The sequence below is a fragment of the Streptomyces sp. DT2A-34 genome, from assembly GCF_030499515.1.
Lineage (GTDB): Bacteria > Actinomycetota > Actinomycetes > Streptomycetales > Streptomycetaceae > Streptomyces.
On record NZ_JASTWJ010000001.1, the window covers coordinates 3743462 to 3762302 of the forward strand.

General features: G+C 71.9%; 17 protein-coding genes. 8 read left to right on the forward strand and 9 right to left on the reverse strand.

From position 1 onward, the window contains the following. Window positions 1-55 precede the first annotated feature (55 nt). Both QQM39_RS16325 and QQM39_RS16330 read left to right on the forward strand, forming a co-directional pair. The gene (locus QQM39_RS16325; protein WP_301997507.1) at window positions 56-475 is read left to right on the forward strand and encodes a hypothetical protein; all 420 of its coding nucleotides are present in this window, start codon (window positions 56-58) and stop codon (window positions 473-475) included. Between the two features lie 24 nt (window positions 476-499). Beyond that, window positions 500-1048 (forward strand): peptidoglycan-binding domain-containing protein, encoded by a 549-nt coding sequence (locus tag QQM39_RS16330; protein WP_301997508.1) that lies wholly within the window; start codon window positions 500-502, stop codon window positions 1046-1048. On the opposite strand, the gene QQM39_RS16335 is transcribed toward QQM39_RS16330, so the two are convergent. Next, window positions 1035-1265, reverse strand: coding sequence for a DUF397 domain-containing protein (locus QQM39_RS16335; protein WP_301997510.1), 231 nt, complete (start codon window positions 1263-1265; stop codon window positions 1035-1037). The genes QQM39_RS16330 and QQM39_RS16335 overlap by 14 nt on opposite strands. Continuing rightward, window positions 1243-2097 carry a helix-turn-helix transcriptional regulator gene (locus QQM39_RS16340; protein ID WP_301997512.1) on the reverse strand — a complete coding sequence of 285 codons (855 nt, stop codon included), beginning with the start codon at window positions 2095-2097 and terminating at the stop codon, window positions 1243-1245. The genes QQM39_RS16335 and QQM39_RS16340 overlap by 23 nt, the downstream gene beginning before the upstream one ends. A gap of 116 nt (window positions 2098-2213) precedes the next feature. Between QQM39_RS16340 and QQM39_RS16345 the strand changes: the two genes are divergently transcribed. The 4 genes from QQM39_RS16345 to QQM39_RS16360 all read left to right on the forward strand — a co-directional run bounded on the left by QQM39_RS16345 (window position 2214) and on the right by QQM39_RS16360 (window position 5586). After that, entirely contained in the window at window positions 2214-2420 is a 207-nt protein-coding gene (locus QQM39_RS16345) for a hypothetical protein (protein WP_301997514.1), read from the forward strand. Further along, the gene (locus QQM39_RS16350; RefSeq protein ID WP_301997515.1) at window positions 2417-2899 is read left to right on the forward strand and encodes an ATP-binding protein; all 483 of its coding nucleotides are present in this window, start codon (window positions 2417-2419) and stop codon (window positions 2897-2899) included. Before QQM39_RS16345 ends, QQM39_RS16350 begins: the two co-directional genes overlap by 4 nt. Further along, a complete protein-coding gene (locus QQM39_RS16355) occupies window positions 2896-3450 on the forward strand; it encodes a peptidoglycan-binding protein (RefSeq protein WP_301997517.1) in 555 nt (184 codons plus the stop codon). Before QQM39_RS16350 ends, QQM39_RS16355 begins: the two co-directional genes overlap by 4 nt. Window positions 3451-3789: 339 nt before the next feature. Further along, window positions 3790-5586, forward strand: coding sequence for a serine/threonine-protein kinase (locus tag QQM39_RS16360; RefSeq protein WP_301997519.1), 1797 nt, complete (start codon window positions 3790-3792; stop codon window positions 5584-5586). An 87-nt stretch (window positions 5587-5673) separates the two neighbouring features. Here the strand turns inward: QQM39_RS16360 and purH are convergent, their stop codons facing one another. Together purH and purN are read right to left on the reverse strand one after the other, a co-directional pair. Next, window positions 5674-7242: a bifunctional phosphoribosylaminoimidazolecarboxamide formyltransferase/IMP cyclohydrolase gene (gene purH / locus QQM39_RS16365; protein ID WP_301997521.1), complete on the reverse strand. Its 1569-nt coding sequence runs from the start codon at window positions 7240-7242 to the stop codon at window positions 5674-5676. Then, window positions 7239-7877, reverse strand: coding sequence for a phosphoribosylglycinamide formyltransferase (purN, locus tag QQM39_RS16370; RefSeq protein WP_301997523.1), 639 nt, complete (start codon window positions 7875-7877; stop codon window positions 7239-7241). The genes purH and purN overlap by 4 nt, the downstream gene beginning before the upstream one ends. Before the next feature lie 306 nt (window positions 7878-8183). Between purN and QQM39_RS16375 the strand changes: the two genes are divergently transcribed. Beyond that, window positions 8184-8966, forward strand: coding sequence for a hypothetical protein (locus QQM39_RS16375; protein ID WP_301997524.1), 783 nt, complete (start codon window positions 8184-8186; stop codon window positions 8964-8966). Window positions 8967-9000: 34 nt separating this feature from the next. On the opposite strand, the gene QQM39_RS16380 is transcribed toward QQM39_RS16375, so the two are convergent. Beyond that, the gene (locus QQM39_RS16380) at window positions 9001-10890 is read right to left on the reverse strand and encodes a DUF6350 family protein (RefSeq protein WP_301997526.1); all 1890 of its coding nucleotides are present in this window, start codon (window positions 10888-10890) and stop codon (window positions 9001-9003) included. A gap of 96 nt (window positions 10891-10986) precedes the next feature. On the opposite strand from QQM39_RS16380, the gene QQM39_RS16385 reads away from it, so the two are divergent. Beyond that, on the forward strand, window positions 10987-12048 hold the full coding sequence (locus QQM39_RS16385; RefSeq protein ID WP_301997528.1) for a helix-turn-helix domain-containing protein: 1062 nt from the start codon (window positions 10987-10989) through the stop codon (window positions 12046-12048). Window positions 12049-12377: 329 nt separating this feature from the next. On the opposite strand, the gene sucD is transcribed toward QQM39_RS16385, so the two are convergent. The 4 genes from sucD to QQM39_RS16405 form a co-directional block, all read right to left on the reverse strand. Further along, entirely contained in the window at window positions 12378-13262 is an 885-nt protein-coding gene (gene sucD, locus QQM39_RS16390) for a succinate--CoA ligase subunit alpha (protein ID WP_301997529.1), read from the reverse strand. A 27-nt stretch (window positions 13263-13289) separates the two neighbouring features. Further along, window positions 13290-14471, reverse strand: a complete 1182-nt coding sequence (gene sucC / locus QQM39_RS16395; RefSeq protein ID WP_301997531.1) for an ADP-forming succinate--CoA ligase subunit beta — start codon at window positions 14469-14471, stop codon at window positions 13290-13292. A gap of 648 nt (window positions 14472-15119) precedes the next feature. Beyond that, a complete protein-coding gene (locus QQM39_RS16400; RefSeq protein ID WP_301997533.1) occupies window positions 15120-17312 on the reverse strand; it encodes a hypothetical protein in 2193 nt (730 codons plus the stop codon). A gap of 277 nt (window positions 17313-17589) precedes the next feature. Next, window positions 17590-18270 carry a hypothetical protein gene (locus QQM39_RS16405; RefSeq protein WP_301997535.1) on the reverse strand — a complete coding sequence of 227 codons (681 nt, stop codon included), beginning with the start codon at window positions 18268-18270 and terminating at the stop codon, window positions 17590-17592. Window positions 18271-18841: the final 571 nt, after the last annotated feature.

Here is an 18841-nt window from a genome sequence, read left to right on the forward strand (position 1 = left end):
ACAGTCAGGAGGCAAGCACGACGGAAGACGGAATCGGAGCCAAGGAGTGAACCGCATGACCTCGATACGCAAGACCGCCCTGGGAGCCATCACCTCGGCGCTTCTCCTCGCCGGCTCGGCCGCACCCGCCCTCGCCGCCCCTTCGGCGCCTCAGGCGGCTCCGGGTGAGGGCTGGGTCCGTGTGGCCGCCAGCGGCGACTTCACCGCCCAGGGCACGTGGAGCAAGTCCACGACCTGGGGCCAGTCGGCGGGGACCATCACCAGCACGTCCGCCTCAGGCTGGGTCAAGGACCTTGACGACGACGGGGACTGCGCCCAGGTCGTCATCAACTGGTACGGCAGCGGCGGAAAGTCCGACACCGACTACTCGCCCAAGGCCTGCCCCCAGGGCGACAAGGACTACTTCTCCAAGGCGCCCGGTGACAGCACCAACTGGACGGCCACCGGCTACGAAGTCTGGATGCGGAAGGCCTGAGCGTCCGACGGGGGAAGGAACCACATGACCATCCATACGCACCGGCCCCGCCTGGCCTCGGCCCTGACCGCCGCCGTCATGAGCGCGGCTGTCGGCGCCACGCTGGCCCTGGGCGCCTCTCCGGCATCGGCGGCCGTCTCCGACGGTTACGTCAGCGGCGGCGGCAGTTTCAACAACGACTGGGGGGACGAGGGCACAGTGTCCACCAGCGCCTATTCGCCGTCCAACGCCGCCTGTCTGTGGCAGAAGATCCTGTGGGCCGAGGGCCTGCTGAAGGAGTCGAAGATCAGCGGCAACTTCTCGGCGGAGACACGCGTCGCCACCAAGAAGCTCCAGTCCCGCTGGAACATCAACACGACCGGCAAGGCCGACCCGCGGACGTTCAACACCGCCGGCAAACCCGGCAGGCTGAAGTACGTCTCCGGCAGCACCGCCAGCGGTAGGGAGCTTACGCTCAAGTACCAGGGCGGCTCACACGAGTTCACCGTGAAGCGCAACGACAAGGGCCGGTACGGCTTCTACGCCGACGGCGCCTGGAGGAGCGCCGCGTACAGGTCCCTCAGCTGTCGCTGACGTCCAGAGCGGCCCCGTCCTTGAGTGTCCCGACGAATGCGCCCCAGGCGTGGGCGGGGAACACGAGGGCGGGGCCGTTGGGGTTCTTGGAGTCGCGGACGGGGGTGATGCCGGGGAGGTTGTCGGCTACTTCGAGGCAGTCGGCGCCTTGACCATTGCTGTAGCTGCTCTTGCGCCAGGCGACGGAGCTCAGGTCAATCCCCTTGCTGCGCTTCATCTCTGTAGTTCCTCGCTGCTTCTTCGATCAAGGCAAGGGACGCCGCGGGAGGGAGTGCGACGGCCCTGAGGAGATCGTACGACCTGCGGTACTCCTTCACGAGGGCCGGAAAGTCGGCAATCTGGCCATCGAAGTTGCTTTCCGTCCACACCAGCGGCGGCGCGTCAGGGAAGGTCATGATCTTGGCCATGCCGTACATGAGGGGGTGCGCGGCGGTCGTTTGCGGGACGATCTGCAAAACACTCTCCGTGGCCCGGATCACGTTCACGATGTGCTCCAGCTGCTCGGCCATCTGCCCCGGCGGCATAAGCGGGGTCCGAATGACTGACTCGCGAAGGATCCCCCAGTACGCAGGCCGCTGCTCACGATCCCACAGTTCCGCACGCTTCAGCCGCGCGCGGACACGCTGCTCGATCAGCTCTCGGGACGGCGACGACTCCCCGTGCCGCATGAGAACCCGCATGTACGGCTCGGTCTGCAGGAGGCCTGGGATGACGTTGGGCGCCCATTCCTCCAACGTCTCCGCGTGCTTCTCCAGGTCCGGCACATCCGCGTAGTACAGCGGATGCCCCGCCCGCCGCGCCTTGGCGACGTCTTCGCAGCGCCGCTGGAAAAACCCGTCCGTGCCCAGCCGCTCGTCCACATGCCGGGCCAGATCCATCGGCATCCCCCGTTCCCCGCGCTCGATCTGGCTGAGGAACGGGATCCCGCGAAAACTCCCGTCCGCCAACTGCTCCAGCGTCAGCCCCGCTTGCTCCCGCCTATAGCGCAACTCAGCGCCGTAGAAGCACGGGACATTCATCGACGCGTCAGGGTCCTTCTTCGCGGGCACACCCACCACCACCGTTTCCCAAGCTGCCGTGCGAACCCCAAACCCCTTTTACGGTACGCACCTTGACGCCACTCTGTGAGCAATCCAGCACAGAACGCACACGGAGGCGTACCCCCATGAACCCCCACCACGAAACCGACGCCTGCGTCGAAGACCTCCGCACCGCCCTGGAGGCGAACGGCATCACCCTCCCCTCCCTCGGCATCGACCTGCCGACCTTCGCGGGCACCCTCCCCACGCGGCCTCTCATCGCACTCGGCAACTGCAACCAGACCACCGCCCGCGCCCTGATCTCCGCCCTGCGCAAGGCGGCCGAGCGGTGACCCGACCGCTCGTCCTCGAACTGCTCGCGCTCCCCAAAGCCGTCCCCGAGGCCCGCCGTGCCGTACGCGAGCATCTCAACCGCCCTTGCCCCGAAATCCAGCTCTGCGTAAGCGAGTTGCTGACGAACGTAATCACCCATGTCGGCGAGGGCACGCCGGTGACACTCCGTCTGACCCACGGTCACGACGGCTGTGCACGGGTGGAGGTCACCGACCCCGACGCACATACCTGGCTCATCGCGCGTCGGCCTGACGCGGGCGAGGAGATGGGGCGGGGCCTGCTGCTGATCACCGCGGTCGCCCGGCGCTGGGGCGTGGACCGGCATCCGCGAGGCAAGACCGTGTGGTGCGAAGTGGGCGGCGCGGCGGCCGACCCTGAAACGTTGGAGGTACCACGCGCGCCCCGTCGGCCGCACAGTGACATCTGCGTCGCCCGGAGCGACCTCTTCACGACAACCAACGGGGAAGGAACACCATGAACTTCCGTAACACCCGAGCCCGTCTGACCGTTGCCGCCATCGGTGCCACCGTGGCGGGCACCCTGGCCTTCGGCGCCGCACCGGCCTCGGCCGCCGCCTCCAACGGATACGTCAGCGGTTCCGGCTACACCTACGACGACTGGAACGACGAGGGCACCGTCTCGACCGCCTCGCACACCAAGTCCAACGTGAGCTGCCTGTGGCAGAAGATCCTGTGGGCGGAAGGCGCCACCGAGTCGGACGGCTCCACGTACGACGACGCGGACGTCGACGGCGTCTTCGGCTCGAACACCAAGTACACCACCAAGAAGCTCCAGTCCCGCTGGGGTCTGACCGCCGACGGCATCGTGGGCAAGAAGACCTTCACGAAGGCCGGCTCCAAGCTGACGAACTCCCGGTATGTGAACTACGACTCCAACCGGGTGTACATCCTGACGTACAAGGGCAGCAAGCACAGCTTCCCCGTCTACCGGGGCCAGACCGGCAAGTGGAGCTTCTACGAGAGCAACAAGCTCCGGGCCGCGGGGTACGACTACCGGTCCTGCGCCTGACACCTGCCCGCAAGGACATCGGAGGGCGCGGAACGATAGCGGTCACCTGCTGGACGCGTAGCCCTTCGATGTCGTGCAGTCGGCGACACCACTGAGACCCTGGGGACCCTGAGAAGTTCGAGGTGCCGTCCCCCACTTCCGCGCACGCGGCCGCGGTGAGCGTCACGTTTCCCCCGCTCACCGCGGCCGTCCCGGCAGGGACCGGCTCGCTCCCGGCGCATTCCGGAGCCACGGGGCTCCCTGAGGCCGACTACCCCGCCCCCACGCGATAGCCTCCCTTCAACTGGCGTGACACAAGCGCACGTTGGGGAGGCAGGCAGAACAGCACTCGGGGGACCGATGACAGACCAGCGGCAGTCCATGCCGTCCCACACCCCGGCGTCCGGTGACGCCGCCCTGAAGCAGGCGGGCGCGACACCGCTGCAGCGGACCGACCCCGGCCGCATCGGCCCCTACGCTCCCCTCGGCCTCCTCGGCACCGGCGGCATGGGCCGCGTCTACCTCGCCCGCCCCGCCGACAACTCCCCCGGTCTCGCCGCCGTCAAGGTGATCCGCCCGGAGTACGCCGAAGACCCGAGGTTCCGGCGGCGCTTCGAGCGGGAGGCCTCCCTGCACGCCCGCGTGCACACCCCGCGTGCGCCGCAGCTGCTCGGCACCGGGTTCGACGACACGCTGCTGTGGATGGCCACGCAGTACGTGCCCGGCCTCAACCTCGCCGACGCCGTGCGCGACTGCGGCACGCTGGCGCCGGCCGGCGTGTGGCGGCTGGTGGCTGACCTCGGGCAGGCCCTGTCGGCGATGGCCGCCGCCGATGTCGTACACCGGGATCTCAAGCCGTCCAACGTGATCCTGTCCCCGCAGGGCGCGCACGTCATCGACTTCGGCATCGCGCAGGCCGCCGACAGCAGCGCGATCACCTCGACCGGCAGCAGGGTCGGCACGCCCGCCTTCATGTCGCCCGAGTATCTGCGCGAGGGGCGGTGCGACACCGCCTCCGACGTCTTCTCGCTCGCGGGGAGCCTCATCTACGCCACCACCGGGCACGCCCCGTTCGGGGACGGCACCGGCGTCGACGTGATGCACCGGGTGGCCTTCGAGGAGCCCAAGCAGGAGATCATGGCCGAACTCGGCGCCGTGGACGCCGCGTTGGCCGGCCTGCTGTCCGCCTGCCTCGCCAAGGACCCCTCCGGGCGCCCCACCCCACGGCAACTCACCGAGGCCGCCACGGCCGCCGGTCACGGCCGCGCCGCCGTCTGGCACGAGCCGCTGAGCGCCCGGCTGATCGCCCGAGGGCAGGCCTGCGACGCGCTGGAACGCCTCGCCGTCCAGGAGACCGTCCACTTGCGCGCGCCGGACCACGCGGCGTTCCCGGCCCACGGCCCCACCTTCGGGCCGCCCACGCCGCCCGAGCCGCACGCCGCCACCATGCCGGCCACACACCCCGAGGACGGCGGCGGCCGGAGGAAGCGGAAGGCGTACCTCGCCGTCGCCGCGGGCCTCGCCGTGTGCGCCGTCGCCGCGAGCGCCTTCTTCCTCACCCGCCCGTCCCTCGACGAAACGGCCTCCGCCGCACCGACGGCAGCCGGCAGCACCGCCCCCGACGACACGGGGACCTCGCGCCTGCCCAGTTCCTCCGCCTCTCCCTCCGGCGACAAGGAGAAAGAGAAGGAGGAGGGGAAGGGAAAGGGGAAGGGGAAGCAGACCAGCCAGGCGCAGGCCGGGACGTCGCAGAGCCCGAACGCGCCCGAAGGCGGCGCAGGCGCGACGCAGTCCACTCCCGCCGCCGAAGCCTCCCCCACATCGGACGGCGACGACAGCGGCGGCAGCGGTGGCGGCACCGCCCCGACCGCCACCCCCACCGAGACCGCCACCACACCCGCCACTCCGCCCTGGAACTCCCAGTGCACGTACTACTCCGGCACCAAGCTCACCGACTACGGCGACAAGGGCCAACGCGTCGTCCAGGTGCAGTGCATGCTCAGCAAGCGCGGCTACAACGTCGGCAGCGCGGGCGTGGACGGCGAGTTCGGCAGGGACACCGAGTCCGCGGTCAAGCAGTTCCAGAGCGCCAAGGGACTTGAGGTGGACGGCCAGGTGGGGCCCAACACCTGGGCGGCCCTGCGGAGTTCCACATGACGCAGGGCCCGCCGTCGAGGTGAACGGCGGGCCCTGCGACTTGTGCGGCTCAGTCGAACCTGTGCGGCTCAGTCGAATCCGTGCGGCTCAGTGGAAGAAGTGCCGCGTCCCCGTGAAGTACATCGTCACGCCCGCCTTCTTCGCGGCCTCGACCACCAGCTCGTCGCGGACCGAACCGCCCGGCTGGACAACGGCCTTGACCCCGGCCTCGGTCAGGATCTCCAGACCGTCGGGGAAGGGGAAGAAGGCGTCGGAGGCGGCGTACGAACCCTGCGCGCGCTCGGCGCCGGCCCGCTCGACGGCCAGCTTCGCGGAGTCGACCCGGTTGACCTGCCCCATGCCGACGCCCACCGACGCGCCGTCCTTGGCGAGCAGGATGGCGTTGGACTTGACGGCCCGGCAGGCCTTCCAGGCGAAGGCGAGTTCCGAGAGTTCCTCGGCGCTGAGCCCCTCGCCCGTCGCGAGGGTCCAGTTGGCCGGGTCGTCGCCGTCGGCCTGGAGGCGGTCGGTGACCTGGAGGAGGGCGCCGCCGTCGATGGGCTTGACCTCGACGGGGTACTCGGGGCGACCGGGGGCGCGCAGCACGCGGATGTTCTTCTTCTTGGCGAGGGCCTCCACGGCCCCCTCCTCGTAGTCCGGCGCGACGATGACCTCGGTGAAGATCTCCGCGACCTGCTCGGCCATCTCCTTGGACACCGGACGGTTGACCGCGATCACGCCGCCGAACGCCGACAGCGGGTCGCAGGCGTGCGCCCTGCGGTGCGCCTCGGCGACGTCCGCGCCGATCGCGATGCCGCACGGGTTGGCGTGCTTGATGATCGCGACGGCCGGCTCGTCGTGGTCGTACGCGGCACGGCGGGCGGCGTCCGTGTCCGTGTAGTTGTTGAAGGACATCTCCTTGCCGTGCAGCTGCTCGGCCTGCGCGAGGCCGCCGGTGCCCGCGGTGTAGAGGGCGGCGGGCTGGTGCGGGTTCTCGCCGTAGCGCAGGGTGTGGGCGCGCTCCAGGCTGGTGGCGAGGAAGCTCGGGAACGGGGAGTCGTCGGCCGGGGCATAGGCGGAGGCGAACCAGGAGGAGACCGCGATGTCGTACTCGGCCGTGTGCCGGAAGGCCTCCGCGGCGAGCCGCTTGCGGGTGGGGAGGTCGAAGCCGCCGTCGCGGACCGCCGCCAGGACGTCGGCGTACCGCGCCGGGCTGGTGACGACCGCCACGGACGGGTGGTTCTTGGCGGCGGCGCGCACCATCGACGGACCGCCGATGTCGATCTGCTCCACGCACTCGTCGGGAGAGGCCCCGGACGCGACGGTCTCGCGGAACGGGTAGAGGTTGACGACGACGAGGTCGAACGGCTCGACACCCAGCTCGGCCAGCTGCCGCCGGTGGTCCTCCAGGCGCAGGTCGGCGAGGATGCCCGCGTGCACGCGCGGGTGCAGCGTCTTGACGCGGCCGTCCAGGCACTCGGGGAAGCCGGTGAGCTCCTCGACCTTGGTGACGGGGACGCCCGCCGCGGCGATCTTCGCGGCCGTGGAACCGGTGGAGACGAGCTCGACACCGGCCTCGTGCAGCCCGCGCGCGAGGTCTTCCAGCCCGGTCTTGTCATAGACGCTGACGAGCGCCCGGCGAAGGGGCCGCTTGTTGCTCTCGGCGGTGGCGGTCACTGGATAACTACCTTTCGTCCCTCAATGCGATAGCCGTTGCGGGCGAGCCGCCCCACGACCTCGACGAGCAGCCTTCGCTCGACTTCCTTGATGCGCTCGTGCAGAGCGCTCTCGTCGTCCTCGTCCCGGACCTCCACCACGCCCTGCGCGATGATCGGCCCGGTGTCGACGCCGTCGTCGACGAAGTGGACGGTGCAGCCGGTGACCCTGGCGCCGTACGCGAGGGCGTCGCGGACGCCGTGGGCGCCGGGAAAACTGGGCAGAAGGGCCGGGTGGGTGTTCACGAACCGCCCGCCGAAGCGCGCGAGGAACTCCTTGCCCACGATCTTCATGAACCCGGCGGAGACGACGAGGTCGGGCTCGTAGGAGGCGACGGCCTCGGCGAGCGCCGCGTCCCACTCCTCCCGGCTGCCGTAGTCCTTGACCTTCCGCACGAAGGTCGGCAGCCCGGCGCGCTCGGCCCGCGCGAGCCCCTCGATGTTCTCGCGGTCGGCACCGACGGCCACGATCTGGGCGCCGTACGCCTCGGGACCGACGGCGGCGATCTCGTCGAGGAGCGCCTGCAGATTGGTGCCGGATCCGGAGACCAGCACGACGAGGCGCTTGGCACGCTCGGCCACGGGCTTGGCGGCCACGGTGGGGCCCTTTCTCGGGGGTGCGTTCTTCATGCGGCCGGTGCTTTGTATATTCGTACGAATGCATCGCGCCCCGGGATACGGGGAAGTCTACGAAGCGGCCGACCGTCAGCAACGATACCGGCACTACGGACAGCCCCCACGGGACGGGGGCGTGGCCGGAAGGTAGCGTCTGGGGGAGCTGGCCCGGGAACGCGGTGGTGGTGCGGTGCGTTCACGAAGTGACAGCTCATGTCGGATCAGTCGTTCACCAAGATCAGTCGTTTGCCAAGATCAGTTGTTCACCAAGGGGAAGACGCTCACTTGATGTCGGACCGCAGCCTGCGACTCCTCACCCTCCCTCCGCAGTCCGCGCAGGGAGGGAAGCGTGGCGCCGTCCTGCTGCGAGAGCGGCCCGCCTCGCCTCCCGACGCGCCCTCGGGCAAGAAGTCCGGCGATGAACAGGGCACTGGCGCCCAGGACGACAACCCCTTCGCCCCGCCGCCGGAGGGCACGCCGGACCGCCCGTGGCAGCCGCGGCGCCCTTCGGACGAGGACGGTGCGCGGGGGTCGGGCGAAGGCGGCGGGCACTCGCCGTGGGGCAGCCAGTGGAGCGACCGCCAGCCGGGCCGCTCCCCCGACGGCTTCGGAGAGCGTCCCCGCGGCGGCCCCGAGGGCCCCGGAAACGGCGGCCCGGGCTCGGGCATGCGCTGGGACCCCACCGACCCCGCCCAGCGCCGCGCTCGCTTCGCCCTGCTCTCCGGTATGTGGGCCTTCTTCTTCGCCCTCTTCAGCTGGCCGTACGTCGCCCTGCTGCTCGGCGCGCTGGCCCTCTACTGGGGCATCACCAGCCTCCGCACCAAGCCCCGCACCCCCGACCCCGACACCCCGGCCCCCCGGCCGGGCGGCCGCCCCCAGACGACGGCGGCGGTGAGCGGCCTGGTCACGGCGTCCCTCGCCATCGCGGTGGTCGCCGCCGGGTTCACGGCGCAGGTGGTCTACAGCGACTACTACACCTGCACCAATGACGCGCTGACGAACGAGGCGAAGCAGGCGTGCAATGAGCTTCTGCCGAAGGAGCTGCGGGGAGTTCTGGGGACGACGGACTGAGGGGTTTGGGTTCGGGTCCGGCTCCGGAGTGCGCTCAGGGGGCGGGCTCCGGTGGATGCGATGCCTCCGGTGACTGTTCCGGCGACTGCTTCGCCGGCGGCTCCGGGGACGGCTCGGCGGGCGGGTAGTCGTACGGCTCGAAGGTCGTGTCGTGGTCGTACTCCACGTGCGGGATCTCCTGGTCGGAACCCTCGTACGGGGCGTCCTCGTCGTACTTCGCGGACCGGGCGTCGTGGTCCTTGCCCTGATGCGGAACGGGCTGGTCCGGTGCCGGTGCCGTGAGCGGGGCGTCCTGGCCGTAAGCCTTGTGCCGGGTCTTCGAGTCCGCCTTCGCGCCCGCCTGCGAGCCAGTCTTCGCGCCCGCCTTCGAGTCCGCCTTCGAGTCCGTCGGCGCCCCGTCGCCCTTCCCCGAGCCGCTGTCCTGCGAGCCACGCTCCCCCGACTCCTCCACCCGCGGCTTGCCGATCCGCGCCCCCTGCGTCTCGCTCAGCCGCTCCGCCCGGCGCCCCGCCCCGGCCCGGCACCGCCACGCCCGGGCGAGCACCGCCACGGGAACCGCCACCACCGTGATCCACGCCAACGTCGCCGCCCCCACCTGCCACCACACCGGCCCGAAGTCCGCGAGCATCCCGACCCCCAGCGGCCCACCCGACTGACCGGCCAGCACGGCGACCACCACCGCGCAGAGCACGGCAGCCAGCACCGCGACCGCGGCAGTCCGCCCACCCGACCAGACCTCGGCAGCCACTTGCCCGACCCGAGACGGGGCCGTGGCGGATGCCCGCCCACCCTGGGTCCGGGCCCCCTCGGCGGCCCGCCCGCCCTGCGTCCCAGCCCCTGCGGATCCAACGCCCCCACCCCGCACCGCCGCCCCCGCCACAAACCACCCGACCACCACCCCCGCCACCACAGGCAACGCCCCGATCCCCCACTGCACCGGCCCCGCACCCCCCGCGTCCGGCACCGCCTCCAGCAACGGAAGCGGCGGCAGCAAGGGCGTGGGGGCCGAGGACGCCGGCGCCACCACATGCCCCGCCCCGAGCACGAAGCCCGGTCCCAGCGCGTACGCCGCCGCCCACACCGCCGCGTTCGGCACGAGCGCCAGGCACAGCAGCAGTACCGCGAACCGCCCCGACCACCCCTCCGTCAGCTGCAGGAAGGACGCCTGCGTCGCCCCGCCGTGCCACACCAGCGACCCGCCCACCAGCAGGGCCCCGCCCCCGACGAGGGCCGCCGCGCCGGCCGTGGCCGCGCGCGCCGCCGCACCGAAACGGGCGCGGGCCCGCACCCCGGGCACCAGCCGCCGTACCCATCTCGGCAACCCGGCCAGCACCCGCTCCACCACCTCGGGCGGTCGCCCGCACGCCGTCCACACCCCCGCCCCCGCCGCCCCCATCACGACCGCCGGCACCCACAGCCCGGTCCACCACCACGCCGGCCGCAACTCACCCCCGGCCGCGTACACCGCGGCCGCCGCCCCGATCCCGAGGTACCCGAGCACGACACCCGCCCACGCGGTGCGCCCCGCCACCAGCGGCACCCCCTCGCCCCCGTCCGCCGCCGTGTCCCGCGCCGCCCGGTGCACCAGCAGCACCGGCAGCACGAACAGCAGCAACGGCGTGACCCCCACGGGCGCGGGGACGCCGGAGAGAGTGTCGGTGCGGACCAGTTCGGCGCCGTGCGCCAGCAGCCACAGCACGGCGGCGATCCGCAGCGCGCCCCCCGGCCCGCTGTCCGGATACGGCGAACTGACCCAGAGCACCATCACCAGTACGGCGAACACACCCAGCCCCAGCCCCGCCGCCACCGCGCCGGACACAAGGCTGGCGCCCAGCCCGGGCGTTCGGCCGCGCAGCCGCGTGAGCAGGGACGACGGGGGTGACGGGGGCGTTCTGCGAGCGGTCATGTCAATCACGCCCGCCATGCTCCCAACGACACGCGCTTTTCCGTCGTAACAGGCGAAGCTCCGATGTGTCGCCCAATATGTGTTTATCTAACTTTTCCCACGAAAGGGCGTGCTGTGACGCAGAGCCCCGCATTCCCGCTCCCCCCGCCCGAGGAACGCCGACGCCTGCGCGAGGCCAGTTCATTGACGCAGGATCAGGTCGCGGCACGGGTGGGCGTCAGCCGCGAGACGGTACGCGCGTGGGAGATCGGCCGCAGGACGCCGCGGGGCGGGAGGAGGGAGGCGTACGCGGAACTGCTCGGTTCCCTCACGGAGAAGACGGAGGCTCAGGAGACGTGGGATCAGGAGCCCCCGGCCGCACCCGAGGTGACGGAGTGTCCCCTGACCCCCGCCCAGGCCTTCGACGCGCTCTACGCCTTCTGCGCCCCCGCCCTCGTACGGCAGACGTACCTGCTCACCGGGCGCCGCGAACTCGCCCGCGAATCGGTCGAGCGGGCCTTCCAACTCGCCTGGCAGCGCTGGCCGGAGGTGGCCCGCGACCGGGACCCGGCGGGCTGGGTGCGGGCGACGGCGTACGACTGCGCCCTCTCCCCCTGGCACCGGTTCCGCCCCCGCTACCGGCACCCCGAACCCCCGCCGCCGGACGCGTCCGACCGTGCCCTGCTGGACGTGCTCCTCGAACTCCCGGCGCCCCAGCGCCGCACGCTTCTCCTCTACGACGGTGTGGGCCTCGACCTGCCCGAAACGGCGGCGGAGACGGAGGCGAGCACCCCGGCGACCGCGAACCGCCTGCTCCACGCCCGCGCCGCGGTCGCCGCCCGCCTGCCGGGCCTGTCCGACCCCGTCGAACTCAACCGGCGCCTGGCCGAACTGGCCTCCGCGGAGCGCCTGCGCGCGGCCAAGCCGGTGACGGTCCGCGAGGGCAGCGAACGCCGGGCCCGCTTCTGGACGCGGGCGGCGATCGCGTTCACCGTGGCCCTCATCGGCACGACGGCGCTGACGCTGCGGACGGCTCCGACCCGCTACGAGCCGCCTGTGCCGCCGGGGCAGACGGTGCTCGGGGTGCCGCCGAGGGTGGCGCCGGGGCCGTTGTCGGAGAAAGAGCTGAAGCTGAGGGCGAAGCTGCGGTCGGAGGCGCAGAACGGGCCGGAACGGCTGGCGCCGCAAACGGGGTGAGCGATGCGGCAACTCGCCATCGCGGCTACGGCCGTCCCCCGACTGCGGGCCCGTCGTGGCTGGTCGCGCAGTTCCCCGCGCCCCTGGGTCAGCTGCAGTCACCGCCCGCGTAGCCTGCGGGCGGTTGTGCCGACCGAGGCGACGCCCACCCGCGCAACCGCGGGCCTCGCTCGCAGCGGCTTACGCAGCCTGCGGGCAGTCGTTCCGCTGGGGCGGCACGGGTGGGCGCAGGCGGCACGCCGCCAGCGCGGGCGAGCGGCAACGCCAGCGGGCCCGCCCCCACGCAGGGAACGGGCCCACCAACGTTCAGCTAGCTGCCGTAACTACGCTCAGCCACCCAGGATCTCGCGAGCAAGCTTCGCCGTCTCGGTCGGCGTCTTGCCGACCTTGACGCCCGCAGCCTCCAGCGCCTCCTTCTTCGCCTGGGCCGTGCCCGACGAACCGGAGACGATGGCACCCGCGTGGCCCATGGTCTTGCCCTCGGGCGCGGTGAAGCCCGCGACGTAGCCGACGACCGGCTTGGTCACGTTCTTCGCGATGAAGTCCGCGGCCCGCTCCTCGGCGTCGCCACCGATCTCGCCGATCATGACGATCAGGTCGGTGTCGGGGTCGGCCTCGAACGCGGCGAGCGCGTCGATGTGCGTGGTGCCGATGATCGGGTCGCCACCGATGCCGACGGCGGTCGAGAAGCCGATGTCACGCAGCTCGTACATCATCTGGTACGTCAGCGTGCCGGACTTCGACACCAGGCCGATACGGCCCGGCTTGGTGATGTCGCCCGGGATGATGCCGACGTTCGACTGACCCGGCGTGATGATGCCGGGGCAGTTCGGGCCGATGATGCGGGTCTTGTTGCCCTTCTTGCCGGCGTACGCCCAGAAGGCGGCCGTGTCGTGCACGGCGATGCCCTCGGTGATCACGACGGCCAGCGGGATCTCGGCGTCGATGGCCTCGACGACCGCGTCCTTGGTGAACTTCTCCGGCACGAAGATGACGGAGACGTTGGCGCCGGTCTTCTCGATGGCCTCCTTGACGGTGCCGAAGACCGGTACGTCGGTGCCGTCGAAGTCCACGGAGGTGCCCGCCTTGCGCGGGTTCACGCCGCCCACGACCTCGGTGCCGTCACCGAGCATGAGCTTCGTGTGCTTCATGCCGGTGGAGCCGGTCATGCCCTGGACGATGACCTTGCTGTCCTTGTTGAGCCAGATAGCCATGGTGTGTTGTGTCCTCGTCCTGAGTGCTTACTTGGCGGCGTGGGCCAGCTCGGCGGCCTTGTCGGCCGCGCCGTCCATGGTGTCGACGCGCTGGACCAGCGGGTGGTTGGCGTCGGTGAGGATCTGCCGACCGAGCTCGGCGTTGTTGCCGTCGAGACGGACGACGAGGGGCTTGCTGACGTTCTCGCCGCGGTCCTCGAGGAGCTTCAGTGCCTGGACGATGCCGTTGGCGACCTCGTCACAGGCGGTGATGCCACCGAAGACGTTGACGAAGACGGACTTGACGTCCGGGTCGCCGAGGATGATCTCCAGACCGTTGGCCATGACCTGGGCGGAGGCGCCACCGCCGATGTCCAGGAAGTTGGCCGGCTTGACGTTGCCGTGCTTCTCACCGGCGTACGCGACGACGTCCAGGGTCGACATGACCAGGCCGGCGCCGTTGCCGATGATGCCGACCTCGCCCTCGAGCTTGACGTAGTTGAGGCCCTTCGCCTTGGCCGCGGCCTCGAGCGGGTTGGCCGCGTCCTTGTCGTGGAGCTCCTCGTACTCGGGGTGGCGGAACTCGGCGTTCTCGTCGAGCGACACCTTGCCGTCGAGGGCGATGACGTCACCGGAGGCGACCTTCGCGAGCGGGTTGACCTCGACGAGGAGGGCGTCCGACTTGATGAAGGTGTCCCACAGCTTGATCAGGACGTTGGCGACCTTGTCCGCGACCTCGGCCGGGAACTTGGCGGCCTCGACGATCTCGCGGGCCTTGGCCTCGTCCACGCCGTCGATGGCGTCGATCGCGATCTTGGCGACGGCCTCCGGACGGGTGGCCGCCACCTCCTCGATCTCCATGCCGCCCTCGACGGAGGCGATGGAGAGGAAGGTGCGGTTGGCACGGTCGAGGAGGAAGGAGACGTAGTACTCCTCCAGGATCTCCGGGGCCGTCTCGGCGATCATCACCTTGTGGACCGTGTGGCCCTTGATGTCCATGCCGAGGATGTCCGTCGCGCGGGCGACGGCCTCGTCCGCGTTCGCGGCGAGCTTGACGCCACCGGCCTTGCCACGGCCGCCGACCTTCACCTGTGCCTTGACGACGGACTTGCCACCGAGGCGCTCAGTGGCTGCGCGGGCCGCCTCAGGCGTGTCGATGACTTCACCGGCCAGCACCGGTACATCGTGCTTGGCGAAGAGGTCCCTCGCCTGGTACTCGAACAGGTCCACGCGCTTCCGTCCCTATCAGTGATCTCGCGGTTCGTTGTCTGCGTGGGCGTGCCGCGAGGGCAACGTGACGTCCGACCGCTGTCTGTCACAAGGGAGGCGCACACGGTGTCCGAGCGCGCGGCATGTCCGTCTCGCAGGTTATCGCTGGTTGCAGGAGGCCCCTAAATCGAGGGTCACACCTGAGCGGTGATACCTGTCACATGATGCCGCGATCAGCAAAGATCTCTGACACAGGGTGCCGAGTGTGAGGTTCCGGTAGTGCGCCGGTAGCGCACCGGTCGTGACAAGGGAAGGACCTCACCGGGCTGGGGTTGGCCCGGTGAGGCCCCTTGAACAGCCCAAAGGGGCATGAATGGGCCGCCCCTGTGGGCTCTGGGCCGCGTGCCCCCCACCCCAATGGGGAGCACGCGGCCCTTCCGCAGGGTTCCGGTCGGATCGGCCGACGGTGTTCGGCCGTCCGGGTCCGTCCGCCCCGTGGAGTCGGTCGGTCGCCTCGGGAGCGCGGGCCGCGTCGCATGCGGTGCGTGAGACCGCGGTGGTCGCGCTCGCCGTGGCGGCGGTGGTGCGAGGTGTTGCTGGGTGGTGCGAGGTGTTGCTGGGTGGTGCGAGGTGTTGCTGGGTGGTGCGGGGTGGTGCAGGGGTGTGCGGTCAGATGCCGGACGCGCCGCCGTGGTGGAGGTCCTGCGCGTAACCCGGGGTGATCGACTGGCCGACGCCCCGCGCGCCGGTGACGGCGTTGCCGGCCAGCGGGTCCGCCGAGTACTGGACCGTTCCCGTCAGGTCCCCGGCGAAGGGCGCGACCTGGCCGGCGACACCGTGGGCGAAGGGGTCGACCTCGCCGACGACACCGCCCGCGAAGGGCTGCACGTCGCCCGCCACGCCGTACGCGAACGTCGTGGCGCTGCCACCGACGCCGTGCACGACCGGCTGGACGGTGTCCATGACCGTGTCGACGACGGGCTGGACGGCACCGGTGACGCCGTACGCGAACGGCTGCACGTGCTCGGTGACGCCCTCGGCGAAGGGCACGGCCTGCCCGGCCACGCCGTGCGCGAAGGGGTCGACCTCGCCGACGACACCGCCCGCGAAGGGCCGGACGTCGCCGGTCACGCCGTACGCGAGCGCGCCCGCGTCCCGGACGGCCTGCTCGGCGACCGGCGCGACACCGTGCACGGCGGTGCCGGCGACCGGCGGCAGGACGGCACCGGTGCCGTCGGCGGTGACCTGGCCGGCCAGGCCGGTGGCGTACGGGGGCACGTCCGCGGTGACGCCCCGCACGACCGGCTGCACGTCGGCGACGGTGCCGTAGGCGATGGGCTGGACGTCGGCGACGGTGCCGTACGCGAGGTGCTGGACGTCGCCCACCGCGCCGTGGGCCACCGGCTGCACGCCCTGGACGATCCCACCGGCGACCGGCTGAACCCCCTGGACCGCACCGGCGGCGACCGGCTGGACGCCGGCGACGGCCTGGCCGGCCACGGGCTGTACGTCGGCGACGACGCCGTACGCCAGCGCCGTCGCGGCGTCGACCGTGTGCCCGGCGGTCCGGGCGACCCCGGCCACGGCACCCTGGGCGACCGGCACGACGCCATCCACCGCCTGGCCGACGACCGGGGTCACCCCGGCCACCGCGGCGGCGGCCACCGGCTGGACGCCGGCCACCGCGTTCCCGGCGACCGGGGTCACCCCGGCCACGGCGTGGGTGGCGGTGGGGGTGACACCGGCGACGGCGTGCCGGGCGGCCGGGACGACGCCCTCGACGGCCTGCCCGGCGACCGGGAGCACACCGTTGACGGCCTCGGCGGCGATCGGCGGGACGGCCGCGTCGGCGGTCTGCTCTACGACCGGGGAGACCGTGCCGGGGACGGTGCTGACCGTGCCGCGGACAGTACTGACCGTGCCGACGACCCGCTGCTCCACGCCGCCGACCGTGCCGGTGACATGGCTGGGGACGGCGGAGACGGAGGCCTCGGCGGCCGTCTTGACGGCGGTGGCCCTGCCGGTGGCGGTGGACTGGGCGGCCGTTGCCGCGCCCGCGGTCCTGCTGTCGGCGTAGGCGACGGCACCCTGTCCGGCGCCCTGCACACCCGCCACGGTGCGGCCCGCGCCCGCGACGGCGTACTGCGTCTTCGTCCGTACGACGCCCTCGACGCCCTGCGCCTGCGAACGGGCCGCCGCCTGCGTGCCCTGCAGCTTCGTCTGGGCTGCGGCGAGCGCCTTCTCCAACTCGGGGGCGAAGGCGGCGAGGGGGCCGAAGAGGTAGTCGATGGTGCTGGGGACGTCCGGGGCGTCCGCGGCGTCCTGGGGGGCGTTCCGGAGGTCGGTGACGGCATCGGCGGCGCCCGCGGAGACATGGGCCTCGGCGTGCGCGGCCGCCTTGTCCGCGCGGGCGGCCTTGGCACCCTGGATGACCTGGGCGGCGCCCTTTGCCTTGTTGGCGTTGGCGGCCTTGGTGGCCTGGGTTGCGGACGGGACGGCGACCTTGGCGTCGACGTAACGGCGGGCCTGCTCGGCGGCGCTCGCGGGCGCCGTCTGGGCCGTACCGGCGGTGTCGTCGACCGTGCCGGTGACCGTGTCGGTGACCGTGCTGGTGGCGCCGTCGGTGACGCCGGAGACGGTGTCGGTCACGTCGGAGACGACGCCGTTGACGGTGCCGGTGACGGCACCGAGCAGGCCGGGGTCGTCGGCGCTGTCGGCCGCGGCGGTCGCGTCGGTGGTGGTGTCCGGTACGGAGAGGGCGGAGGCGGGCAGATCGTCCGCGCTGGCGGCGGCCGAACCGAGCGCCCAGGCGCCGGTGACACCGGCGGCTATGACGATCGAACGGCGGATGTTCTTGTTCATGCGTGCGTCGGATCCCTAGATCTTGGGGTTCCGAAGGTCCCGGAGGAACGGAGTTGCGAACAGCTCCGGGGCTTCGGACGGTTGGGGACATTGCGGCGCCGGTTGCGGTCGCGGTCCGGGAAGTCGGGGACCAGCGGGACCGGGTACGGCGCCAGCGGCTTGCGTCCGGGGGATGTCGGGGGACATCCGAGAGCTGGGGGGGGTGTCCGGACGGGTGGGCAGACCTGTTTCCGCCCCCGCGCGGCAGGTCTACGGCGGGGAGGGCCGGCCTACTGGCCTATGCGGGGGAAACCGGGATGTCCCGGTGCCTGTCCTGGGTCTCGTCCGCGTCGACGCGGGCGGCGGCGCCGGGCACCAGCCGCAGCGGAGCCCGCTGGTTCAGCGAGACGGCGTGCGCGTCACCGTGCCGCGACGTACCGCTGTCGCCCGCCGAACGGTTGCCCAGCACACCGCTCGGGTGATCGATCGGCGCCGGTCGGACGGGGGCGTAGCCGGCGGTCGCGCCACGGTGCGCGCCGTCGGCGACCGGGGTGTGGGACGCGGTGACCTCGGCAACGAACCGAGGGCCGAAGACAACGCTCGCCGCTTCCTTGCCGGTACGCCGCCCCTCGCCGTCACGCCCTGCACCCGACGCGGGCGCCGGGGGCCCCGGCTGCGGAGTCCCGGTGACGGGCACGGGCAACGTCTGTCCGGGCGCCGCGGGCAGAGCGGGAAGGTCGGTGCCGGGGAGGTCGGTGCCGGGGAGGTTGGTGCCGGGGAGGTCGGTGCCGGGAAGTTCCGTGCCGGGAAGCTCTGGCAGGCCGGGGAATTCCAGCCCTGGCGTGCTCGGCCACGCGGGCGACTCGGGCGCGGTCGGCAGGACGGGCAGGGTGGGCAACGCGGGCAACGACGCCAGCGGCGGCACCTTCGCCTGCACGCCGGCCCGCCCCTCGGTCAGGCTTTCGGTCACTGTCCGCACGGCGTCTCCGGCCGGCCGGCCCAGGGGTGCCTGGACCTGAGGCGCCGGGCGCCGGGGAGCTGTCGGCTTGGCCGGAGCGGTCGGCTCATCTCGAACGCCGGGCTCAGCCGGTACGGCCACGAGCCCCTCGACCGCGCTCTCCGTCGCCGACCGGAGATCGGCGGAGGATGCGGACGAGGTTGACGACGCAGACGAGGTTGGCGACCCGGACGACGCAGGTGACGCGGACGACGCAGGTGACGCGGATGAGACGGACCCAGTGCTCACCGACACCCCGTCAGCCGCATACGCCCGCTCTCCGCACAGGAACCCGAGCGCGAACAGACCGCCCACCAACAGCACCGCCTGCAGCGCACGCCGCCCGGCCGCCCTGCGCACGACGCGCAGAGCGGCACCCGGCGAAGCGGCTGGCCAGGTCAAGGGGCGACGGTCCTCCCGTGCGACGGAACGAAGTACGCGTGGAGTGCAGCGAAGTACGCGTGATGAGCGGCGAGTCGATGCGACGCGGTACGGACGAGCGGAGCGCGGCGCACCGCTGAACAGGTGTCCGATACTCGCACGGCCCTCCCGA

Bases quoted from the DNA above. Each gene is read 5' to 3' on its own strand.
- QQM39_RS16380 (WP_301997526.1), bottom strand. From the start codon at position 10,890: ATGGCGGGCGTGATTGACATGACCGCTCGCAGAACGCCCCCGTCACCC.
- QQM39_RS16355 (WP_301997517.1), top strand. From the start codon at position 2,896: ATGAACTTCCGTAACACCCGAGCCCGTCTGACCGTTGCCGCCATCGGT.
- QQM39_RS16335 (WP_301997510.1), bottom strand. From the start codon at position 1,265: ATGAAGCGCAGCAAGGGGATTGACCTGAGCTCCGTCGCCTGGCGCAAG.
- QQM39_RS16345 (WP_301997514.1), top strand. From the start codon at position 2,214: ATGAACCCCCACCACGAAACCGACGCCTGCGTCGAAGACCTCCGCACC.
- QQM39_RS16375 (WP_301997524.1), top strand. From the start codon at position 8,184: ATGTCGGACCGCAGCCTGCGACTCCTCACCCTCCCTCCGCAGTCCGCG.
- QQM39_RS16400 (WP_301997533.1), bottom strand. From the start codon at position 17,312: ATGAACAAGAACATCCGCCGTTCGATCGTCATAGCCGCCGGTGTCACC.
- QQM39_RS16360 (WP_301997519.1), top strand. From the start codon at position 3,790: ATGACAGACCAGCGGCAGTCCATGCCGTCCCACACCCCGGCGTCCGGT.
- sucD (WP_301997529.1), bottom strand. From the start codon at position 13,262: ATGGCTATCTGGCTCAACAAGGACAGCAAGGTCATCGTCCAGGGCATG.
- QQM39_RS16325 (WP_301997507.1), top strand. From the start codon at position 56: ATGACCTCGATACGCAAGACCGCCCTGGGAGCCATCACCTCGGCGCTT.
- QQM39_RS16330 (WP_301997508.1), top strand. From the start codon at position 500: ATGACCATCCATACGCACCGGCCCCGCCTGGCCTCGGCCCTGACCGCC.